Origin of the sequence: Bizionia saleffrena, assembly GCF_008086175.1 — a bacterium.
Classification (GTDB): Bacteria; Bacteroidota; Bacteroidia; order Flavobacteriales; family Flavobacteriaceae; genus Bizionia; species Bizionia saleffrena.
This window is the reverse complement of sequence record NZ_VSKM01000001.1, coordinates 25,003-41,299: the sequence shown is the minus strand read 5'-3', so window position 1 is coordinate 41,299 and position 16,297 is coordinate 25,003. Positions and strand designations below refer to the sequence as shown.

Genomic DNA, 16,297 nt, shown 5'->3' with positions numbered 1-16,297 from the left:
TTACGTTCTTATCTTTCAAAAATCTAAAAAAAAATGAAATCACACAACTAATTACTGCATTTCTTTTTGGTTAAGTTGTTTTAAGTACAGCGATTTGTAGTAACCGTCGGTGGCAATCAGTTCATTATGCGTCCCTTTTTGTTCCACTTTACCGTTATCTAACACAATTATATGGTTGGCATTTTTAGCGGAAGAAATACGGTGACTTACAATAATTGTTGTTTTTCCTTTGGACAGAGTCTTCAAATTATTTAATATTTTTTCTTCGGTTTCTGTATCTACCGCCGACAGACAATCGTCAAACAACAGTATTTTAGGATCTTTAATAATGGCTCTCGCAATAGCCACCCTTTGTTTTTGTCCGCCAGACAACGTTACCCCACGTTCTCCTAAAACCGTATCGTATTTATTGGTGAACTCGTTAATGTTTTTATGTACTTGAGCGTTTTTAGCGGCTTCAATAACTTCATCGTTTGTGGCATCTTCTTTACCAAACTTAATGTTGTTATTTATAGTGTCGCTAAATAAAAAGGCTTCCTGTGGTACGTAACCAATAGCGTTTCGTAAACTGTTTAAATTAAGTGAAGACACTTCTTTACCATCTATAAGTATTTCACCGGAATCAGCATCGTAGAGACGACTAATTAAGTCTAAAATAGTTGATTTTCCAGACCCGGTATTACCTATAATAGCTAGGGTTTCTCCAGTGTTTATTTTAAAGCTTAAACCTTGTAAGGCTTTAATATTCGTATCGTCGTAAGTAAAATGAACATTCTTAAATTCAATTGTTCCTTTTATATCCGAAGGCAACGTCGCATTATTTCTAATCTCCGGTTCTAGTTTTAAAAACTCGTTAATACGTTTTTGCGAGGCTTCGGCTTCTTGCACGATTGAAGTTACCCAACCAACCGTTGCCACTGGCCACGTTAACATATTAACATAAATAATAAATTCTGAAACGGTTCCTAAACTAATTAGGCCATCGATATATTGTTTCCCACCAATATAAATAACGATTAGGTTACTAATACCAATGAGCAGTACCATTATTGGGAAGAAAAAGGCTTGAATACGCACCAAACTTAAATGCTTTTCTTTACTAGCGATAGACAGTTCGTTAAAATTTTTAAAGGTTTCAGATTCTAATCCGTACGCTTTTATTACAGAAATACCGCTAAATGATTCCTGAGTAAACGCCGATAATTTTGACAAATATTGTTGCACCACGGTACTTCGCTTATTAATTTCTTTACTAATCAAATAAATTAGCACCGATAAAACAGGTAAAGGCATAATGGTATAAACGGTTAATAAAGGCGCTTGCTGGTACATGAAAAAGATAGCTACCAAAAATAGGGTGATGGTATTTATACTATACATTATAGCGGGACCGGCGTACATACGTACTCGGCCAACATCTTCACTAATGCGGTTCATTAAATCACCGGTTTTATTCTTTTTGTAAAAATTAAGTGATAATTTTTGATACTGTTGGTACACTTCATTTTTTAAATCGAATTCAATAAATCGGGACACATTAATAATGGTTTGGCGCATTAAAAAGGTTAAAATACCCGCAACAACAGCAGTACCAACTATTAATAAAATATTGTGAAGGAGTTCTTTTTTAAAGACGGTTAAATCGGCCTCTGGATTTTGCGTTTGCTCATTTACAATATCTATTGTCGACCCAATTAATTGCGGTACAAAAACAATAAATATTTTAGACACAATAGTAATGATAATACCTATAATGATTTGGTATTTATATTTTAAAAAGTACTTGTTAAGGTGTTGTAATTCTTTCATTTGATAAACCAAAAGGTTAATGTATTTTTAAATAATTCTTTTTTTAAGGTCTAATTTTTGTTATACCATTAATATTAAACTATTTTTGCACGTTTATTTCACACAATTAATAATAGCACCTTTATTAACTTAAATTACAATTATAATGACAGCTGAAGTTGTAAACACGAACGAACTACACAAAATAGACCCAGTTTTTGGCCAATTATCTTTCGATAATCACGAGCAAATTGTTTTTTGCAACGACAAAGATACGGGTTTAAAAGCAATAATAGGTATTCACAATACAGTATTAGGTCCTGCTTTAGGAGGAACCAGAATGTGGAATTATGCTAACGAATGGGAAGCATTAAACGATGTTTTACGTCTGTCTCGTGGTATGAGTTTTAAATCGGCCATTACAGGATTAAACCTTGGTGGTGGTAAAGCCGTAATTATTGGTGATGCTAAAACACAAAAAACTCCAGAATTAATGAGAAGTTTTGGCGCTTATGTGCACTCATTAAGCGGAAAATATATAACTGCGGAAGACGTAGGAATGGAAACGGCGGATATGGATATTGTACGCGACGTTACACCTTATGTAACCGGAATATCTGAAGAAAGAGGCGGAGCAGGAAACCCTTCTCCAATTACAGCTTACGGTGTTTTTATGGGAATGAAAGCGGCGGCTAAATATAAATTTGGTTCAGACGTTTTAGAAGATAAAAAAGTACTTGTTCAAGGTATTGGTCACGTTGGTGAAACCTTAGTAGAGTATTTATCTAACGAAGGCGCTAAAGTTATTATTTCAGATATTAACGAAGAACGTTTAGAAGCGGTAAGTAAAAAATATGGTGCTACTATTTATAGAGGATCAGATTTGTATAGCGAAGATGTAGATATCTATGCTCCGTGTGCTTTAGGCGCAACTTTAAACGATGATACTGTAAAGAAAATAAGAGCTAAAGTTATTGCAGGTGCTGCAAACAACCAGTTGGCAAATGAAGTTATCCACGGACAAGCATTAAAAGATAGAGGTATTGTTTACGCTCCAGATTTTTTAATTAATGCAGGTGGTATTATCAACGTTTACGCAGAATTAGAAAATTATGGTAAAGCCGAAATAATGCGTAAAACGGAAAATATTTACAATACCACTTTAGAAATTTTATCGAATGCTGAATCTCACGATATTACGACTTATCAAGCAGCATTAAATATAGCTCAAGGTAGAATTGATGCTAGAAAAAAAGAAAATATGAATAAGTAATATTCATAAAAACACTATTTTTGCAAGGCGAAAGTTAAATTAACTTTTCGCCTTTTTTTAATCCCGTTCAAAATAATAAGATAAAGTTCTTTGTAATTATGCTAAGTAGAAGACACATAAGAGTAAAAGTAATGCAAGGTTTATATGCATTTAATGGTACAGAAAGTGACGATTTTGGAAAAGACAAAAGGTTTTTATTGACCAGTATCGATAATATGTATAACCTGTATTTATTAAATATCTCTTTATTAATAGAGGTGCAGAAAAAAGCAGAAGATTATCTTATAAAATCTCAAAACAAACACTTAGCAACCAAAGAAGAAAAAAATCCGAATAGAAAGTTTGTTAATAACGAAGTGCTTAAAATGCTTGTCGAAAATGAGCAATTACAAGCAAAGTTTGAAGAATTTAATATTTCTAACTGGGAACTTGACGGGGAATATGTCGATTTAATTTTTAAAGCGATATTAAAGAGCGATTTATACAAAGACTATACAGAAACGCGTACATCTTCTTTTAAAGAAGACAAAGCCTTTATAGAAGATGTCTTTAAAGATATTATAGCACCAAACGATAAACTTTACGATTACCTAGAAGACAAAAAATTAACGTGGTTAGACGACTTGCCAACGGTAAATACAACGGTTTTAAAATTATTACGCAAAGTAAAACCAGACTCTAGCCCTTTTCATTTTATCCCTAAATTATATAAAGATATAGAGGATAAAGAATTTGCAATTAAGTTAATCACCAAAACTCTACTAAATCAGAGTGCCTTAACCACAGAAATTAACAATAAAACTACCAATTGGGATTCTGAGCGTATTGCACAAATAGATTTATTATTACTGAAAATGGGCGTTTGCGAGATTCAAAATTTCCCCTCTATTCCTACTAAAGTAACTATTAACGAATACTTAGAAATTTCTAAAGAATACTCGACACCAAAAAGTCGCATTTTTATAAACGGAATTTTAGACAAGCTCGTTAAAGAATACGAAAGTGAAGGAAAATTAAATAAAATAGGAAGAGGGTTGATGTAGTCTAAAATAATTGTTACTTTTACAAATCTTTAAATTAAAAATAATAAATTAGTTATGAAAAAAGTAGTATTAGCATTTAGTGCAATGTGCTTAATAGCATTTACATCTTGTAAAGAAGATGCAACAAAAAAAATTGATGATAATAACGTAGCTGCAGCTGCAGAGAGAGATGCAGAATCTTCTAAATTTCCTGTTTTATCCTTTGATAAGAGCGAGCACGATTTTGGAGAAATTGTTTCTGGTACTAACGTAGAAACAGTTTTTAATTACACAAATACAGGAGTTGCTCCTTTAGTAATTACAGATATTAAAAGTACCTGTGGATGTACTGTGCCAAAAGATTGGAGTAAAGCACCATTAGCTCCAGGAGCAACAGGAAGCTTCACAGTTAAATTTAACGGTAAAGGAACAAACAAAGTGTCTAAAGCTGTAACAGTAACAGCAAACACAGAAAAAGGTAGAGAAGTAGTTAAAATATCTGCATTTGTTAAACCAGATCCTAACGCTCCAAAAAGAGCAGGTTCTGCAGCAATTGTACCCGTAGCTAAGTAATGGGAGATATTACAAGTTTTTTACCAATTTTAGCAATGTTCGCTGTTGTGTATTTCTTTATGATTGCACCGCAGATGAAACGTTCTAAACAAGAAAAAAAGTTCGCTGCTGAATTGAAAAAAGGTGACAAAATAGTTACCAAAAGTGGACTACACGGAAAAATATTAGAGCTTAACGATAAAGATCGTAGCTGTATTATTGAAACGATGTCAGGAAAATTAAAATTCGATCGTTCTTCAATTTCTATGGAATTGAGTAAGGTAGTTAACGCTCCCGAAAAGTAAATAGAGCAGAACGCTCAGACTATATAAAAAGCTTCAAGTATCGACTTGGAGCTTTTTTTTTGTTTATATTTTAAATAATTTTAACCCGTAACAGTTTTATATTTATCATATAATTCTGCGTCTTTAAGTATAAGTACTGTTATTTTTCCAAGCGTGACTGTTTTGTAGCCTCGCGTTTAACGGTTTCAATATGCACGCCTATCCTAGGGTGTTTTCTTAGAGATACTTCTTTAAAGGTTATTAAAAAGGATTTTTTTTCGTTCAAAGCAGTTTGTAATGCTTTAGGAATAGTTACGGATTTTGTACAGCGTTGCGGCTGCCAATCTTTTTTGGAGTTTATTATTTTCAATAGCTCTCAATTTAGAGCGCCTTTCTTCACAGTGGGATCTATTTTTAGAGACGCTTTATCTGATTTTACTTTTTGATAAGTGTTATGTAGTGGGGACTAATCCACTATTATTCATAGCGCTTTTTGTCTTTTAATTCAGTTATTCTCAATCTAAGATTCAAAATGCAATTTGTAACCAAAATATCGAAACAGTAGCCTTTGCAAATACCTTCATTAAAACCACACAAAAAGAAACCGCAGCGAATGAAAATAGTAAGGTCTAATCAAAAAAACGTATAGCGGCGAAATACATCAAGAAATGTCGCTGGTGTTTTAACCTATAGTTTTTAGGTGCTGAGTAAAATTACGCAAGGAATTAGGCTAAATACAAAAGCCACTCTAAAAAGGTAGAGTGGCTTTTTTTATGATCTCATTTTACTGCACTACAGTAAATGTTTATTTACTTTTTTGAGCCGTAAGTTCTGCAATTTTACAGATCACTTCCGTAGCTCTAATCATACTTTCTACAGGCACGTATTCGTAACGTCCGTGAAAATTATGACCTCCAGCAAAAATATTCGGACAAGGTAATCCCATATAACTTAACTGCGACCCATCTGTACCACCACGAATAGCTTTAATAAGCGGTTTAATACCTAATTGTTTCATTGCTTCTTCAGCAAGATCTACAATATGCATTACCGGCTCTATTTTTTCTTTCATATTGAAGTATTGGTCTTCAATTTCAATAGTTACGACCTCACGTCCGTACTGCGAGTTAATTTCTGCCGTTAACTTCGCCATTACTTCTTTTCTAGCCTCAAAATGCTCTTTATCGTGATCACGGATAATATATTGTAAAACCGTGTCTTCCACTTCTCCATTTATAGAATAAAGGTGGAAAAAACCTTCGTAACCTTCTGTGTGTTCTGGAGTTTCTAAACGCGGTAGTGAGTTAATAAACTCTGTCGCGATGTACATAGAGTTTATTAATTTTCCTTTCGCATAACCTGGGTGTACAATTTTCCCTTTAAAACGTACTTTTGCACCCGCAGCGTTAAAGTTTTCGTATTCTAATTCTCCAATTTGGCTACCATCCATTGTATAGGCCCAATCAGCACCAAATTTTTTAACGTCAAATTTATGAGCACCACGACCAATTTCTTCATCTGGTGTAAACCCAACTTTAATGGTTCCGTGCTTAATTTCTGGATGTTGAATTAAATACTCCATGGCCGAAATAATTTCAGTAATTCCAGCTTTATCATCGGCACCTAAAAGTGTCGTTCCATCTGTTGTAATTAATGTTTGACCTTTATATTGCAATAAATCTTCAAAATAATCTGGAGATAAAATAATGTCTTCAGCGGCATTTAAAACGATGTCTTTACCATCGTATTTGTCAATGATTTGAGGATTTATATTGGCACCCGTAAAATCTGGAGAGGTATCGAAGTGAGAGATAAAACCAATAGTTGGCACCTCGTGGTCGACATTACTTGGTAAAGTCGCCATAATATAGGCGTTATCGTCTATGGTTACCTCGTGCATACCAATAGCCTTCAGCTCAATGACTAAGGCATTGGCTAAATTCCATTGTTTTTCAGTACTTGGTGTCGTCTTACTTTCTGGATCAGACTCTGTATCTACAGTGACGTAACTTACAAAGCGTTTAATAATATCTTCTTTAGAAATCATTTTTAATGACAATTTTAAGGTGTATAATTTGTGCTCAATATGATTTGCTAAAGTACGATTATTAATTTTTTTGACTTTTGAATTGTTCATCTTTTTTTTTAGGCTTATTTTTGTCCAAACACCCACCAATGTATAAAGTTTTACTGCGCCCATTATTTTTCCTTTTCGATCCTGAGAAAATTCATCATGTCACTTTTTCTTTAATAAAAATAAGCTCTAAAATCCCTGGTTTTCCAGCATTATTTAGAAGTTTATATACGATTGAAGACAAGAAACTAGAACGTAATGTTTTAGGATTAACCTTTAAAAATCCGGTAGGATTAGCCGCAGGATTCGATAAAAATGCAGTGTTGTATAATGAGCTTGCCAATTTCGGTTTTGGCTTTATAGAAATAGGTACGGTAACACCAAAAGCACAAGTTGGGAATCCGACAAAAAGACTCTTCAGGCTGCAAGCCGATAAAGGAATTATTAACCGAATGGGTTTTAATAACGACGGATTAGAATCGGCCATTTCTCAGCTCAAGAAAAATAAAGGGAAACTAATAATTGGGGGGAATATTGGTAAGAATACAGATACTGCACCAGAACATTATACACAAGATTACGTTACGTGTTTTACTGCGTTGCACCCCTATGTAGATTATTTTGTATTGAATGTGAGTTGCCCTAATGTAGGAAGTCACGCCAAGCTTAACGATCGCGATTATTTGGAAGAATTAATTGGTGCTGTACAACACGTTAATAATACCTTCGCTGTGCAGAAACCTATAGTGCTAAAAATAGCACCAGATTTAAATACGGTGCAACTAGATGAAATTATAGATTTGGTAATTACCACCAAATTAGATGGTGTTATTGCCAGTAATACGTCGGTAGATCGTTCTGGTTTACAAACACCGGAGGCTGAATTAGAAGCGATTGGAAATGGAGGTTTAAGCGGACAACCAATTAAAGAGAAATCGACACAGATTATTAAATACTTAGCCGATAAAAGTAATAAGGCGTTTACTATAATTGGGGTTGGCGGCATCCACTCGGCAGACGATGCTTTAGAAAAAATTGATGCTGGTGCCGACTTGGTACAAGTCTACACTGGTTTTATTTATGAAGGACCAAGCTTAATAAAAAAAATTAACAAAGTTATTTTAGAATCTGGACGGTAGTAGGTAACGCTCCATTTAACCGAACTTAAAACACATTCGTGCACTACGATATTCTTTTGGCATTTATAATCGCGACGTCGGCTTTGGCATTCTCTCCGGGGCCGGACAATATCTATGTATTATTACAAAGTATTACGCACGGTACTAAATATGGCATTGCCACGGTGTGTGGTTTAATTTCTGGCTGTCTATTGCACACGACGTTAGTGGCTTTTGGGGTCTCTGCTATTTTAAAAGCAAATGAAAATCTGTTTTTTATTATTAAGCTTTTTGGCGCTGGTTACTTATTATACTTAGCCTATAAGGTCTATACGGCTCCAGATAAAATTGCGTTGTCTAAGGGGGCAGTTCCTAAAAAAACCTACGGGCAATTGTTTAAACAAGGGGTTATTATGAATGTTCTCAATCCCAAAGTATCTATCTTCTTTTTAGCGTTTTTTCCTGGTTTTTTATTCGACGACAGTCTTAGTACCGTTACTCAATTTTACATTTTGGGTCTGCTTTTTATGCTAACCTCCTTTATTATTTTCTCGGGCATCGCTATTTTAGCAGGCTTGATTTCCTCGGCTATAAAAACCCATCAGCACATTGGTGTCGTTTTAAAATGGGTACAAATTGTAGTGTTTGTCGCAATTGCTATTTTAATCTTATTATAATTAGGCAGTTAAAATTTGGGGGGTCTGTTTTATATTGGTCGTTGAAGGTTATCTATTCCATCTAAAAAAAATACCATTGTAAAACGTTTTAGATACTACTAATCTTTTTTATCTTTGACACCCTATGAAAACACCAGTAAAAGTTATCGAATGTCCGCGTGATGCTATGCAAGGTATAAAGCAATTTATTCCTACGGCGCAAAAAGTTCAATACATCCAATCGTTATTGCGCGTGGGTTTCGATACCATAGACTTTGGTAGTTTTGTATCACCAAAAGCCATTCCACAAATGGTAGATACAGCAGAGGTTTTATCGCAATTAGATTTAAGTAAAACGACCAGTAAATTATTAGCTATTATTGCTAATGTTCGCGGTGCGGAAGATGCTTGTAAACATCCAGAAATTGATTATTTAGGGTATCCGTTTTCTATTTCAGAGAATTTCCAAATGCGAAATACACACAAAACTATTGCACAATCGGTGGTGGCACTTCAAGAGATTTTAGATATTGCTAATAAACACAATAAAGAAGTAGTGGTGTATATTTCAATGGGCTTCGGGAATCCTTATGGCGACCCCTGGAATGTAAATATTGTAGGGGAGTGGACGGAAAGGTTATCGAAAATGGGCGTTAAAATCGTATCGTTAAGTGATACGGTAGGGACATCGAACCCAGAGAATATTAACTATTTGTTTTCTCACTTAATTACTGAATATAGCGACATAGAATTTGGGGCACATTTACATACAACACCAACGACTTGGCACGAAAAAATTGACGCCGCATACAAAGCAGGTTGCCGCAGATATGACGGTGCTATCCAAGGTTTTGGAGGGTGCCCAATGGCAAAAGATGATCTTACCGGAAATATGCCTACCGAGAAATTACTTTCCTATTTAACCACTAAAAACGACTCGCAACTAAACGCATTGTCCTTTGAAAGTGCTTATAACGAAGCAACAAAAATCTTTAAAAATCACCATTAATTTCCTATTGCTATCTATCCAAATTAATACTGTGACTATAAGGTTTAAAAAAACTATTTAAAATAATTCTAAATAAACTTGCATAGTACGTCTATCCCTTTTACTTTTGTGGACTCAAAATATAATTATTTATAACAAGTCTAAATAAAAATAGTAAAAATGAAACGAGTAGTTTTAGGAGTAACAATAGTAACAGCAGCATTAGCCTTTACAGCCTGTAATAGTGATAATGATAACGTTTTATCAGTAAGTCAGGAACCAGGAGTAGTACAGCCTACGTCTTACGAATTTTCACGTAACGGTGAGTCGACGGTAAGTTTTGGCGGACAAACAACACGAATAGCAATGACTACCGAGTTGGTTTCCGCTTTGAAAATAAACACAACTACCGAAACGGAATTGAACAATATGTTTGCACACGTTGAAGGTAATGCAGATTTTTCAGAGGCTGACCTTAATGCATCAGGAAAAAGCATTCGGAGTAAAGTAGCGGCGTCTAGAGATTACTTCTCGGCAAATACAACAGGTGCTAACGCTATTAAAGCAGAATTTGATACTTGGATTACAGAGCAAGCAACAATAGTGTTTCCTAACTGGAGCGTAGAAGCAACATCGGGAACAGCAGGATTTAAGCAAGAAGCAGGTGGTGGTTCTATTCGCTATGTAAATGGTAAAGGATTAGAATTAAATCAAGCAGTGGCTAAAGGGTTAATTGGAGGGTTAATGACCGATCAAATATTAAATAATTACTTAAGTGATGCTGTTTTAGACGAAGGTGCTAACAGAGCAAATAATACGAACAAAGTTGTGGAAAGTGGAAAAATGTACACGACTATGGAGCATAAATGGGATGAAGCTTTTGGTTACCTATATGGGGCTGAAGCGAACCCTGCTTTTCCAACTTTAGATGGCGATTCATTTCTAAATAATTATTTAGGAAAAGTGAATGAAGATGGTGATTTTGCCGGAATTGCAAACACAGTATTTAAGGCTTTTGCTTTAGGTAGAGCAGCAATTATTGCTAACGATTACGATTTAAGAGATGAGCAAATTACTATCCTTAGAGAAAATATTTCTAAAGTAACTGCAGTACGCGCCGTGCATTATTTACAAGGTGGTAAAAATGCATTAGCTACTGGTGATATGGCAAAAACATTCCACCAATTATCAGAAGGCTTCGGTTTTATCTATAGTTTACAATTTACAAGAGAACCAAACGCAGATACGCCTTATGTGTTCGCTACAGAGGTTAATGATTTTACGGCGCAACTAATGGAAGGTAACGGTTTTTGGGAGGTTACTCCTGCAACTTTAAACGCGATGTCTGAAACTATAGCAACGCGATTTGGGTTTACGGTTCAAGCGGCCTTATAAGAATACAATCTAGAAAAGCAGAGATTTTAATATGCCTCTGCGTCTTCGATATTCAGTAATAAAAAAGAATAAGCTTATTAAGCTTTAATAAATGAGATACTTAGGTATTTAGTATCTTTGCAAAGCTTTTTAAAAACAAATATAAAAAGGATGATTAAAAAGGGTATTTCAATACTAGTATTAGCATTGGTTATCGTGGGGTGTAGTACTTCAGACGATAGCAATACTAATGGAGGAGCTTCTGATAATTTTGATAGACAAGCAATGCTTACCCATTGGGGAGATAATTTTATCATTCCAGTTTTAGAGGATGTTAATATAGAGTTAGAGGCGCTGGTACAAGCAAAGAACACGTTTGTAACAACTCCTAATCAAGCTAATTTAGTTAGTCTAAGAACGGCTTGGTTATCGGCTTACAAAGTATGGCAATATGCCGAAATGTTTAATATTGGTAAAGCGGATGAGTTAGCATATTTCAAGCAAATGAATATCTATCCGAGTAATGTAACTCTAATCGAGAGTAATATTTCAAATGGATCTTACGATTTAGGCAATAGTGGTAATAATGCTGCCGTTGGTTTCCCTGCTTTAGATTATTTATTATTTGGAGTAGCGACAACAGATACTGATATTGTTGCTATATATTCTACGAGTGTAAATGCAAGTAATTATACTGCGTATCTGTCGGATGTTGTAGAAAAAATGAAAACGTTAACGCAAACAGTGGTAACAAGTTGGAATTCTGGTTATAGAAATGATTATATAAGTAGATCGGGTAACTCAGCAACAAGTGGTGTTAACGAAACGGTAAACGACTATATTAATTATTACGAACGCGGTTTACGATCTCTGAAGTTTGGAATTCCAGCTGGAGTGTTTGCAAATAGCCCTTTGCCAGAAAAGGTAGAAGGGTATTACTCTAAAATATATTCTAAAGAATTAGCAGCTGAAGCGTTAAATGCGGTTCAAGAATTTTTTATTGGAGAGGCTTACAATTCTACAGTTACTGGCCCGAGTTTAAAGGCGTATTTGGGCTACTTAAACAAAACAGATATTTCATCGTCTATTGTAACGCAGTACGACCAAGCGCGAACGCGAATGCAAGTGCTTAACCCTAATTTTAATCAGCAAATACAAGACGATAGTAGCAAAATGACGCAAGTTTACGACGCGTTGCAAGTAGGTGTTGTTTTATTAAAAGTTGATATGATTCAGGCGATGCAAATTAGTTTAGATCAAGGGTATGTAGATAATGATGGCGATTAATACTTTATAAAACATAATACTAAAGGATTCTCTAAACTGTTTTTGGAGGATCTTTTTTTTGTACAAATTTGGCCAAATGACAGCAACACTTAAAACATACTTTCAATCGCAAACTAATGCAGCACCTTTAGCTGTATTTAGAATGCTCTTTGGTATTATGATGTTGTATAGTATTGTTAGGTTTTGGTATCACGGGTGGATAGACACGCTCTACATCGCCCCAAAATTTCACTTTTCTTATTATGGTTTGGAGTGGATTCAGCCAGTGGGTATATACACCTATCTTCTTTTTATTAGTGCAGGAATCTCTGCGTTGTTTGTCGCCTTAGGCTATAAATACAGGCTTGCTATCTGTGTGTTCTTTTTAAGTTTTACTTATATCGAGTTTATGGATAAAACCACGTATTTAAATCACTACTATTTTATAAGCGTATTAAGCTTTTTAATGATTTTTTTGCCTGCCAATGTTTCATTCTCTTTAGATGCATACACTAAAAAAATGTCGTTTACAATGGTGCCAAAATGGACTATCGATTGTTTGAAACTGTTATTGGGAATGGTTTATTTTTATGCGGGTTTGGCTAAAATAAACTCCGATTGGTTGTTTAAAGCAATGCCTTTAAAAATATGGCTACCGTCTAATTACGATATGCCTTTTTTAGGCACAAATATTATGCAACAAGAGTGGTTTCATTTTACAATGAGCTGGAGCGGTATGTTGTACGATTTATGTATTCCGTTTTTGTTGTTGTACAAAAGAACACGCGGTTTTGCTTTCTTAATAGTCGTGGTTTTTCACGTATTTACACGCGTGTTATTCCCAATCGGAATGTTTCCTTTTATTATGATTGTGGCGACTTTAATTTTCTTCGATGCGTCACTTCATCTTAAAATAATAGACCTTTTAAAACGTGTATTTAAACGTTTCGGGTTTTCAAAAGAAGTATCTGTAAGTGCACACTATAATTACCCGAAATCTAAACGATTTATTTTGCCTGTATTGGCTTTATTTTTCGCTATTCAATTATTTTTGCCGTTTCGCTATGCGTTGTATCCCGGCGAATTGTTTTGGACGGAAGAAGGCTACCGGTTTTCGTGGCGTGTCATGCTTATGGAAAAATCTGGCTATACCACCTTTAAAATAGTAGACCGAGAAAGCGGAGACGCTTTTATAGTAAATAACTCCGATTTCCTTTCTTCATTTCAAGAAAAAGAAATGAGTGCTCAGCCCGATTTTATATTGGAGTATGCGCATTATTTGGGTGATCATTTTAGAAGTCAAGGGCATAAAAATGTACAAGTATTTGCAGAGAGCTATGTGGCTTTAAACGGAAGAAGAAGTCGGCCATTTATAAACAAAATGGTCGATTTATATCAAGAAAAAGAATCATTTAAACATAAAACGTGGATTTTACCATTTAACGATGAGATTAAAGGACTTTAAATTATTAGCGATTACCCTATTATTAAGTAGTTATGCTTTGGCGCAACATACTATTTCTGGAACGGTTACTCATTCTGATACGGGAGAAGGTATTGCAGATGTTCAGATTTATAATAAAGCAAAAGGGCAGCTAACAGAAACTAATGCCGACGGGTCTTACACGTTTCAAACCGACAGACCGCAATTGCAATTAGTGTTTTTTTCTTACGATTTTCAAGTTGAAGAGCGTCTTGTTTCAGTAGATAATGATGTGCAAATAAACATCAGTTTAAAACCTTTGGGCGTGACACTTTCTGAAGTTGAAATCTCAGCGCGAAAAGAAAAGGTGTTCGAATTATCGCGATTAAAAGACGTGGAAGGCACCTCTATTTTTGCAGGTAAAAAAACCGAAGTGGTTTTAGTAGAACAGTCTATGGCTAATTTGGCAAGCAATAACGCGAGACAGATTTTTAGTCAGGTGGTGGGCTTAAATATTTACCAAAACGATGACGCTGGATTACAGTTAAATATTGGAGGTCGCGGTTTAGATCCTAACAGAACGGCCAATTTTAACACACGCCAAAATGGGTACGATATTAGTGCCGACGTTTTAGGATATCCAGAAAGTTATTACACGCCAGCCAGCGAAGGAATTAAAGAAATACAAGTGGTGCGTGGTGCGGCATCGTTGCAGTACGGGACACAATTTGGAGGGTTAATTAATTTTAAAATGAAAACCCCAAATCCCAATAAGCCTTTCGAGCTCATTACTAGAAATACGGTAGGTAGTAATGGACTGTACACTAACTTTACAAGTGTAAGTGGCACAAAGAAAAAGTGGAGTTATTACAGTTACTTTAATTACAAAAAAGGAGACGGTTTTAGACCACATTCAGAGTTCGAATCTAAAAATGTGTTTGCGCATTTAGGCTATCAATTTAATGAGAACACGTCTTTAACCGGGGAAGTAACCTATATGCGGTATTTAGCGCAACAGGGGGGAGGCTTATCGGATACTATGTTTTATACCAATCCTAATCAAAGTAACAGAGAAAGAAACTGGTTTCAGGTGGATTGGTTGTTATATAATTTAAAATTTGCGCATCAATTTACAGAAAACACCAATTTCACGTTTAACTTTTTCGGATTGAATGCCTCGCGATATGCTTTAGGGTATAGAAGTAATCGCGTAGATCAAGCCGATCCTTTAAACGAACGTGATTTAATAAAAGGAGATTTTAAAAATTATGGTTTTGAAACACGACTGTTAAGTAAGTATAAAGTGTTAGACAAAGATGCCACTTTCTTAATTGGTGCTAAAGTGTATAATGCAGATAATAAACAACAACAGGGTGCAGGAAGTGATGGTTACGGTGCAGATTTTAGTTTTTATAATAACGCGTTTTCAAGTTATAAGAATCAATCGCAATTTGATTTACCAAACTTTAACGTCTCTGTATTTGGAGAAAATATATTCTATTTAAACGATAAGGTTTCGATAACGCCAGGAGTCCGTTTTGAATATATACGAACGCAAAGTAATGGGGTCTATAAAAACATTAATTTAGATGGCGCAGATAATGTTATTTTTGAAGAAACGATAACTGATAATCAAGATTTTGAGCGTTCGTTTATACTCTTTGGTGTTGGGCTAAGCTATAAGCCAAGTTCGGCATTAGAACTCTATGCTAATTGGTCTCAAAACTACCGCTCGGTAACTTTTTCTGATATTAATATTTCTAACCCAGCATTTCAGATTAGTCCAGATATTACAGACGAGGATGGTTTTACTGCCGATTTAGGAATTAGAGGTGCCTTAAATACTATTGTGTCTTACGATATAGGAGCTTTTGCTTTGTTTTACAACGGAAGGATTGGTTTTATCCAAAAGAAGTTAGACGATAACCGTGTGGTTAGTGAACGCGGTAATGTAGGAGATGCGAGAACGTTTGGTTTAGAATCTTTAGTCGATTTTAATTTGAAAAAGATTTTACAGTTAAACTCTAATTTTAGCTTCAATTATTTTGTAAATGCCTCCTTTATAAATTCAGAGTATACTGCTTCAAAAGTTTCCGGAGTTAAAGGAAATAAAGTCGAATTTGTACCGGATTACAATATTAAAACAGGAATGAAATTCGGGTATAAAAATCTTTTAGCTAATGTTCAATATTCTTATTTATCAGAGCAGTTTACAGACGCAACAAACTCTAAGGCCGCAGGAATTAGTGGCGTTATTGGGGAAATCCCTACCTACGATATTTTAGATGTCTCTTTGTCGTATAGTTATAAGCGTTTCAAATTAGAAACAGGTATTAATAACGTCTTAGATAACGCTTATTTTACAAGACGTGCCACCGGTTATCCAGGCCCGGGAATTATTCCTTCATCGCCAAGAAATTATTACGCGACGCTACAAGTTAAGTTTTAGAACGTGTTTTATTGAAATACTTTTATAAAC

14 protein-coding genes are annotated in these 16,297 nt (G+C 35.0%); 11 read left to right on the top strand and 3 right to left on the bottom strand.

The genetic code is table 11. From position 1 onward, the window contains the following. Nucleotides 1-51 precede the first annotated feature (51 nt). The gene (locus ES676_RS00190) at nt 52-1,809 is read right to left on the bottom strand and encodes an ABC transporter ATP-binding protein (RefSeq protein ID WP_148368017.1); all 1,758 of its coding nucleotides are present in this window, start codon (nt 1,807-1,809) and stop codon (nt 52-54) included. 145 nt (nt 1,810-1,954) lie between these two features. Between ES676_RS00190 and ES676_RS00185 the strand changes: the two genes are divergently transcribed. From ES676_RS00185 to yajC, 4 genes are all read left to right on the top strand, one after another. Further along, complete coding sequence (locus ES676_RS00185; protein WP_148368016.1) at nt 1,955-3,061, top strand: Glu/Leu/Phe/Val family dehydrogenase; 1,107 nt, start codon at nt 1,955-1,957, stop codon at nt 3,059-3,061. 98 nt (nt 3,062-3,159) lie between these two features. Beyond that, nucleotides 3,160-4,104, top strand: a complete 945-nt coding sequence (gene nusB / locus ES676_RS00180; protein ID WP_246130261.1) for a transcription antitermination factor NusB — start codon at nt 3,160-3,162, stop codon at nt 4,102-4,104. Between the two features lie 54 nt (nt 4,105-4,158). Continuing rightward, nucleotides 4,159-4,656, top strand: coding sequence for a DUF1573 domain-containing protein (locus ES676_RS00175; protein ID WP_148368014.1), 498 nt, complete (start codon nt 4,159-4,161; stop codon nt 4,654-4,656). Continuing rightward, nucleotides 4,656-4,940, top strand: a complete 285-nt coding sequence (gene yajC, locus ES676_RS00170) for a preprotein translocase subunit YajC (protein WP_148368013.1) — start codon at nt 4,656-4,658, stop codon at nt 4,938-4,940. Before ES676_RS00175 ends, yajC begins: the two co-directional genes overlap by 1 nt. A 139-nt stretch (nt 4,941-5,079) precedes the next feature. Here yajC and ES676_RS00165 read toward each other — a convergent pair whose 3' ends face one another. Continuing rightward, the gene (locus tag ES676_RS00165) at nt 5,080-5,289 is read right to left on the bottom strand and encodes a YdeI/OmpD-associated family protein (protein ID WP_148368012.1); all 210 of its coding nucleotides are present in this window, start codon (nt 5,287-5,289) and stop codon (nt 5,080-5,082) included. A gap of 435 nt (nt 5,290-5,724) precedes the next feature. Further along, complete coding sequence (gene pepT / locus ES676_RS00160) at nt 5,725-6,966, bottom strand: peptidase T (RefSeq protein ID WP_148368290.1); 1,242 nt, start codon at nt 6,964-6,966, stop codon at nt 5,725-5,727. Between the two features lie 128 nt (nt 6,967-7,094). Between pepT and ES676_RS00155 the strand changes: the two genes are divergently transcribed. The 7 genes from ES676_RS00155 to ES676_RS00125 all read left to right on the top strand — a co-directional run bounded on the left by ES676_RS00155 (nt 7,095) and on the right by ES676_RS00125 (nt 16,267). Next, on the top strand, nt 7,095-8,132 hold the full coding sequence (locus tag ES676_RS00155; protein ID WP_148368011.1) for a quinone-dependent dihydroorotate dehydrogenase: 1,038 nt from the start codon (nt 7,095-7,097) through the stop codon (nt 8,130-8,132). Nucleotides 8,133-8,170: 38 nt separating this feature from the next. Further along, entirely contained in the window at nt 8,171-8,788 is a 618-nt protein-coding gene (locus tag ES676_RS00150) for a LysE family translocator (RefSeq protein WP_148368010.1), read from the top strand. A 124-nt stretch (nt 8,789-8,912) separates the two neighbouring features. Next, nucleotides 8,913-9,776 carry a hydroxymethylglutaryl-CoA lyase gene (locus ES676_RS00145; protein WP_148368009.1) on the top strand — a complete coding sequence of 288 codons (864 nt, stop codon included), beginning with the start codon at nt 8,913-8,915 and terminating at the stop codon, nt 9,774-9,776. 159 nt (nt 9,777-9,935) lie between these two features. Then, on the top strand, nt 9,936-11,150 hold the full coding sequence (locus ES676_RS00140; protein ID WP_148368008.1) for a DUF4856 domain-containing protein: 1,215 nt from the start codon (nt 9,936-9,938) through the stop codon (nt 11,148-11,150). Between the two features lie 150 nt (nt 11,151-11,300). Further along, complete coding sequence (locus ES676_RS00135; protein ID WP_148368007.1) at nt 11,301-12,416, top strand: imelysin family protein; 1,116 nt, start codon at nt 11,301-11,303, stop codon at nt 12,414-12,416. Between the two features lie 76 nt (nt 12,417-12,492). Then, on the top strand, nt 12,493-13,860 hold the full coding sequence (locus ES676_RS00130) for an HTTM domain-containing protein (protein WP_148368006.1): 1,368 nt from the start codon (nt 12,493-12,495) through the stop codon (nt 13,858-13,860). Then, a complete protein-coding gene (locus tag ES676_RS00125) occupies nt 13,841-16,267 on the top strand; it encodes a TonB-dependent receptor domain-containing protein (protein ID WP_148368005.1) in 2,427 nt (808 codons plus the stop codon). Before ES676_RS00130 ends, ES676_RS00125 begins: the two co-directional genes overlap by 20 nt. Nucleotides 16,268-16,297: the final 30 nt, after the last annotated feature.

Excerpts from the sequence above, each read along its gene's own strand:
- ES676_RS00190 (WP_148368017.1), bottom strand. The coding sequence starts at position 1,809 with ATGAAAGAATTACAACACCTTAACAAGTACTTTTTAAAATATAAATAC.
- ES676_RS00185 (WP_148368016.1), top strand. The coding sequence starts at position 1,955 with ATGACAGCTGAAGTTGTAAACACGAACGAACTACACAAAATAGACCCA.
- nusB (WP_246130261.1), top strand. The coding sequence starts at position 3,160 with ATGCTAAGTAGAAGACACATAAGAGTAAAAGTAATGCAAGGTTTATAT.
- ES676_RS00175 (WP_148368014.1), top strand. The coding sequence starts at position 4,159 with ATGAAAAAAGTAGTATTAGCATTTAGTGCAATGTGCTTAATAGCATTT.
- yajC (WP_148368013.1), top strand. The coding sequence starts at position 4,656 with ATGGGAGATATTACAAGTTTTTTACCAATTTTAGCAATGTTCGCTGTT.
- pepT (WP_148368290.1), bottom strand. The coding sequence starts at position 6,966 with ATGATTTCTAAAGAAGATATTATTAAACGCTTTGTAAGTTACGTCACT.
- ES676_RS00155 (WP_148368011.1), top strand. The coding sequence starts at position 7,095 with ATGTATAAAGTTTTACTGCGCCCATTATTTTTCCTTTTCGATCCTGAG.
- ES676_RS00145 (WP_148368009.1), top strand. The coding sequence starts at position 8,913 with ATGAAAACACCAGTAAAAGTTATCGAATGTCCGCGTGATGCTATGCAA.
- ES676_RS00140 (WP_148368008.1), top strand. The coding sequence starts at position 9,936 with ATGAAACGAGTAGTTTTAGGAGTAACAATAGTAACAGCAGCATTAGCC.
- ES676_RS00135 (WP_148368007.1), top strand. The coding sequence starts at position 11,301 with ATGATTAAAAAGGGTATTTCAATACTAGTATTAGCATTGGTTATCGTG.
- ES676_RS00130 (WP_148368006.1), top strand. The coding sequence starts at position 12,493 with ATGACAGCAACACTTAAAACATACTTTCAATCGCAAACTAATGCAGCA.
- ES676_RS00125 (WP_148368005.1), top strand. The coding sequence starts at position 13,841 with ATGAGATTAAAGGACTTTAAATTATTAGCGATTACCCTATTATTAAGT.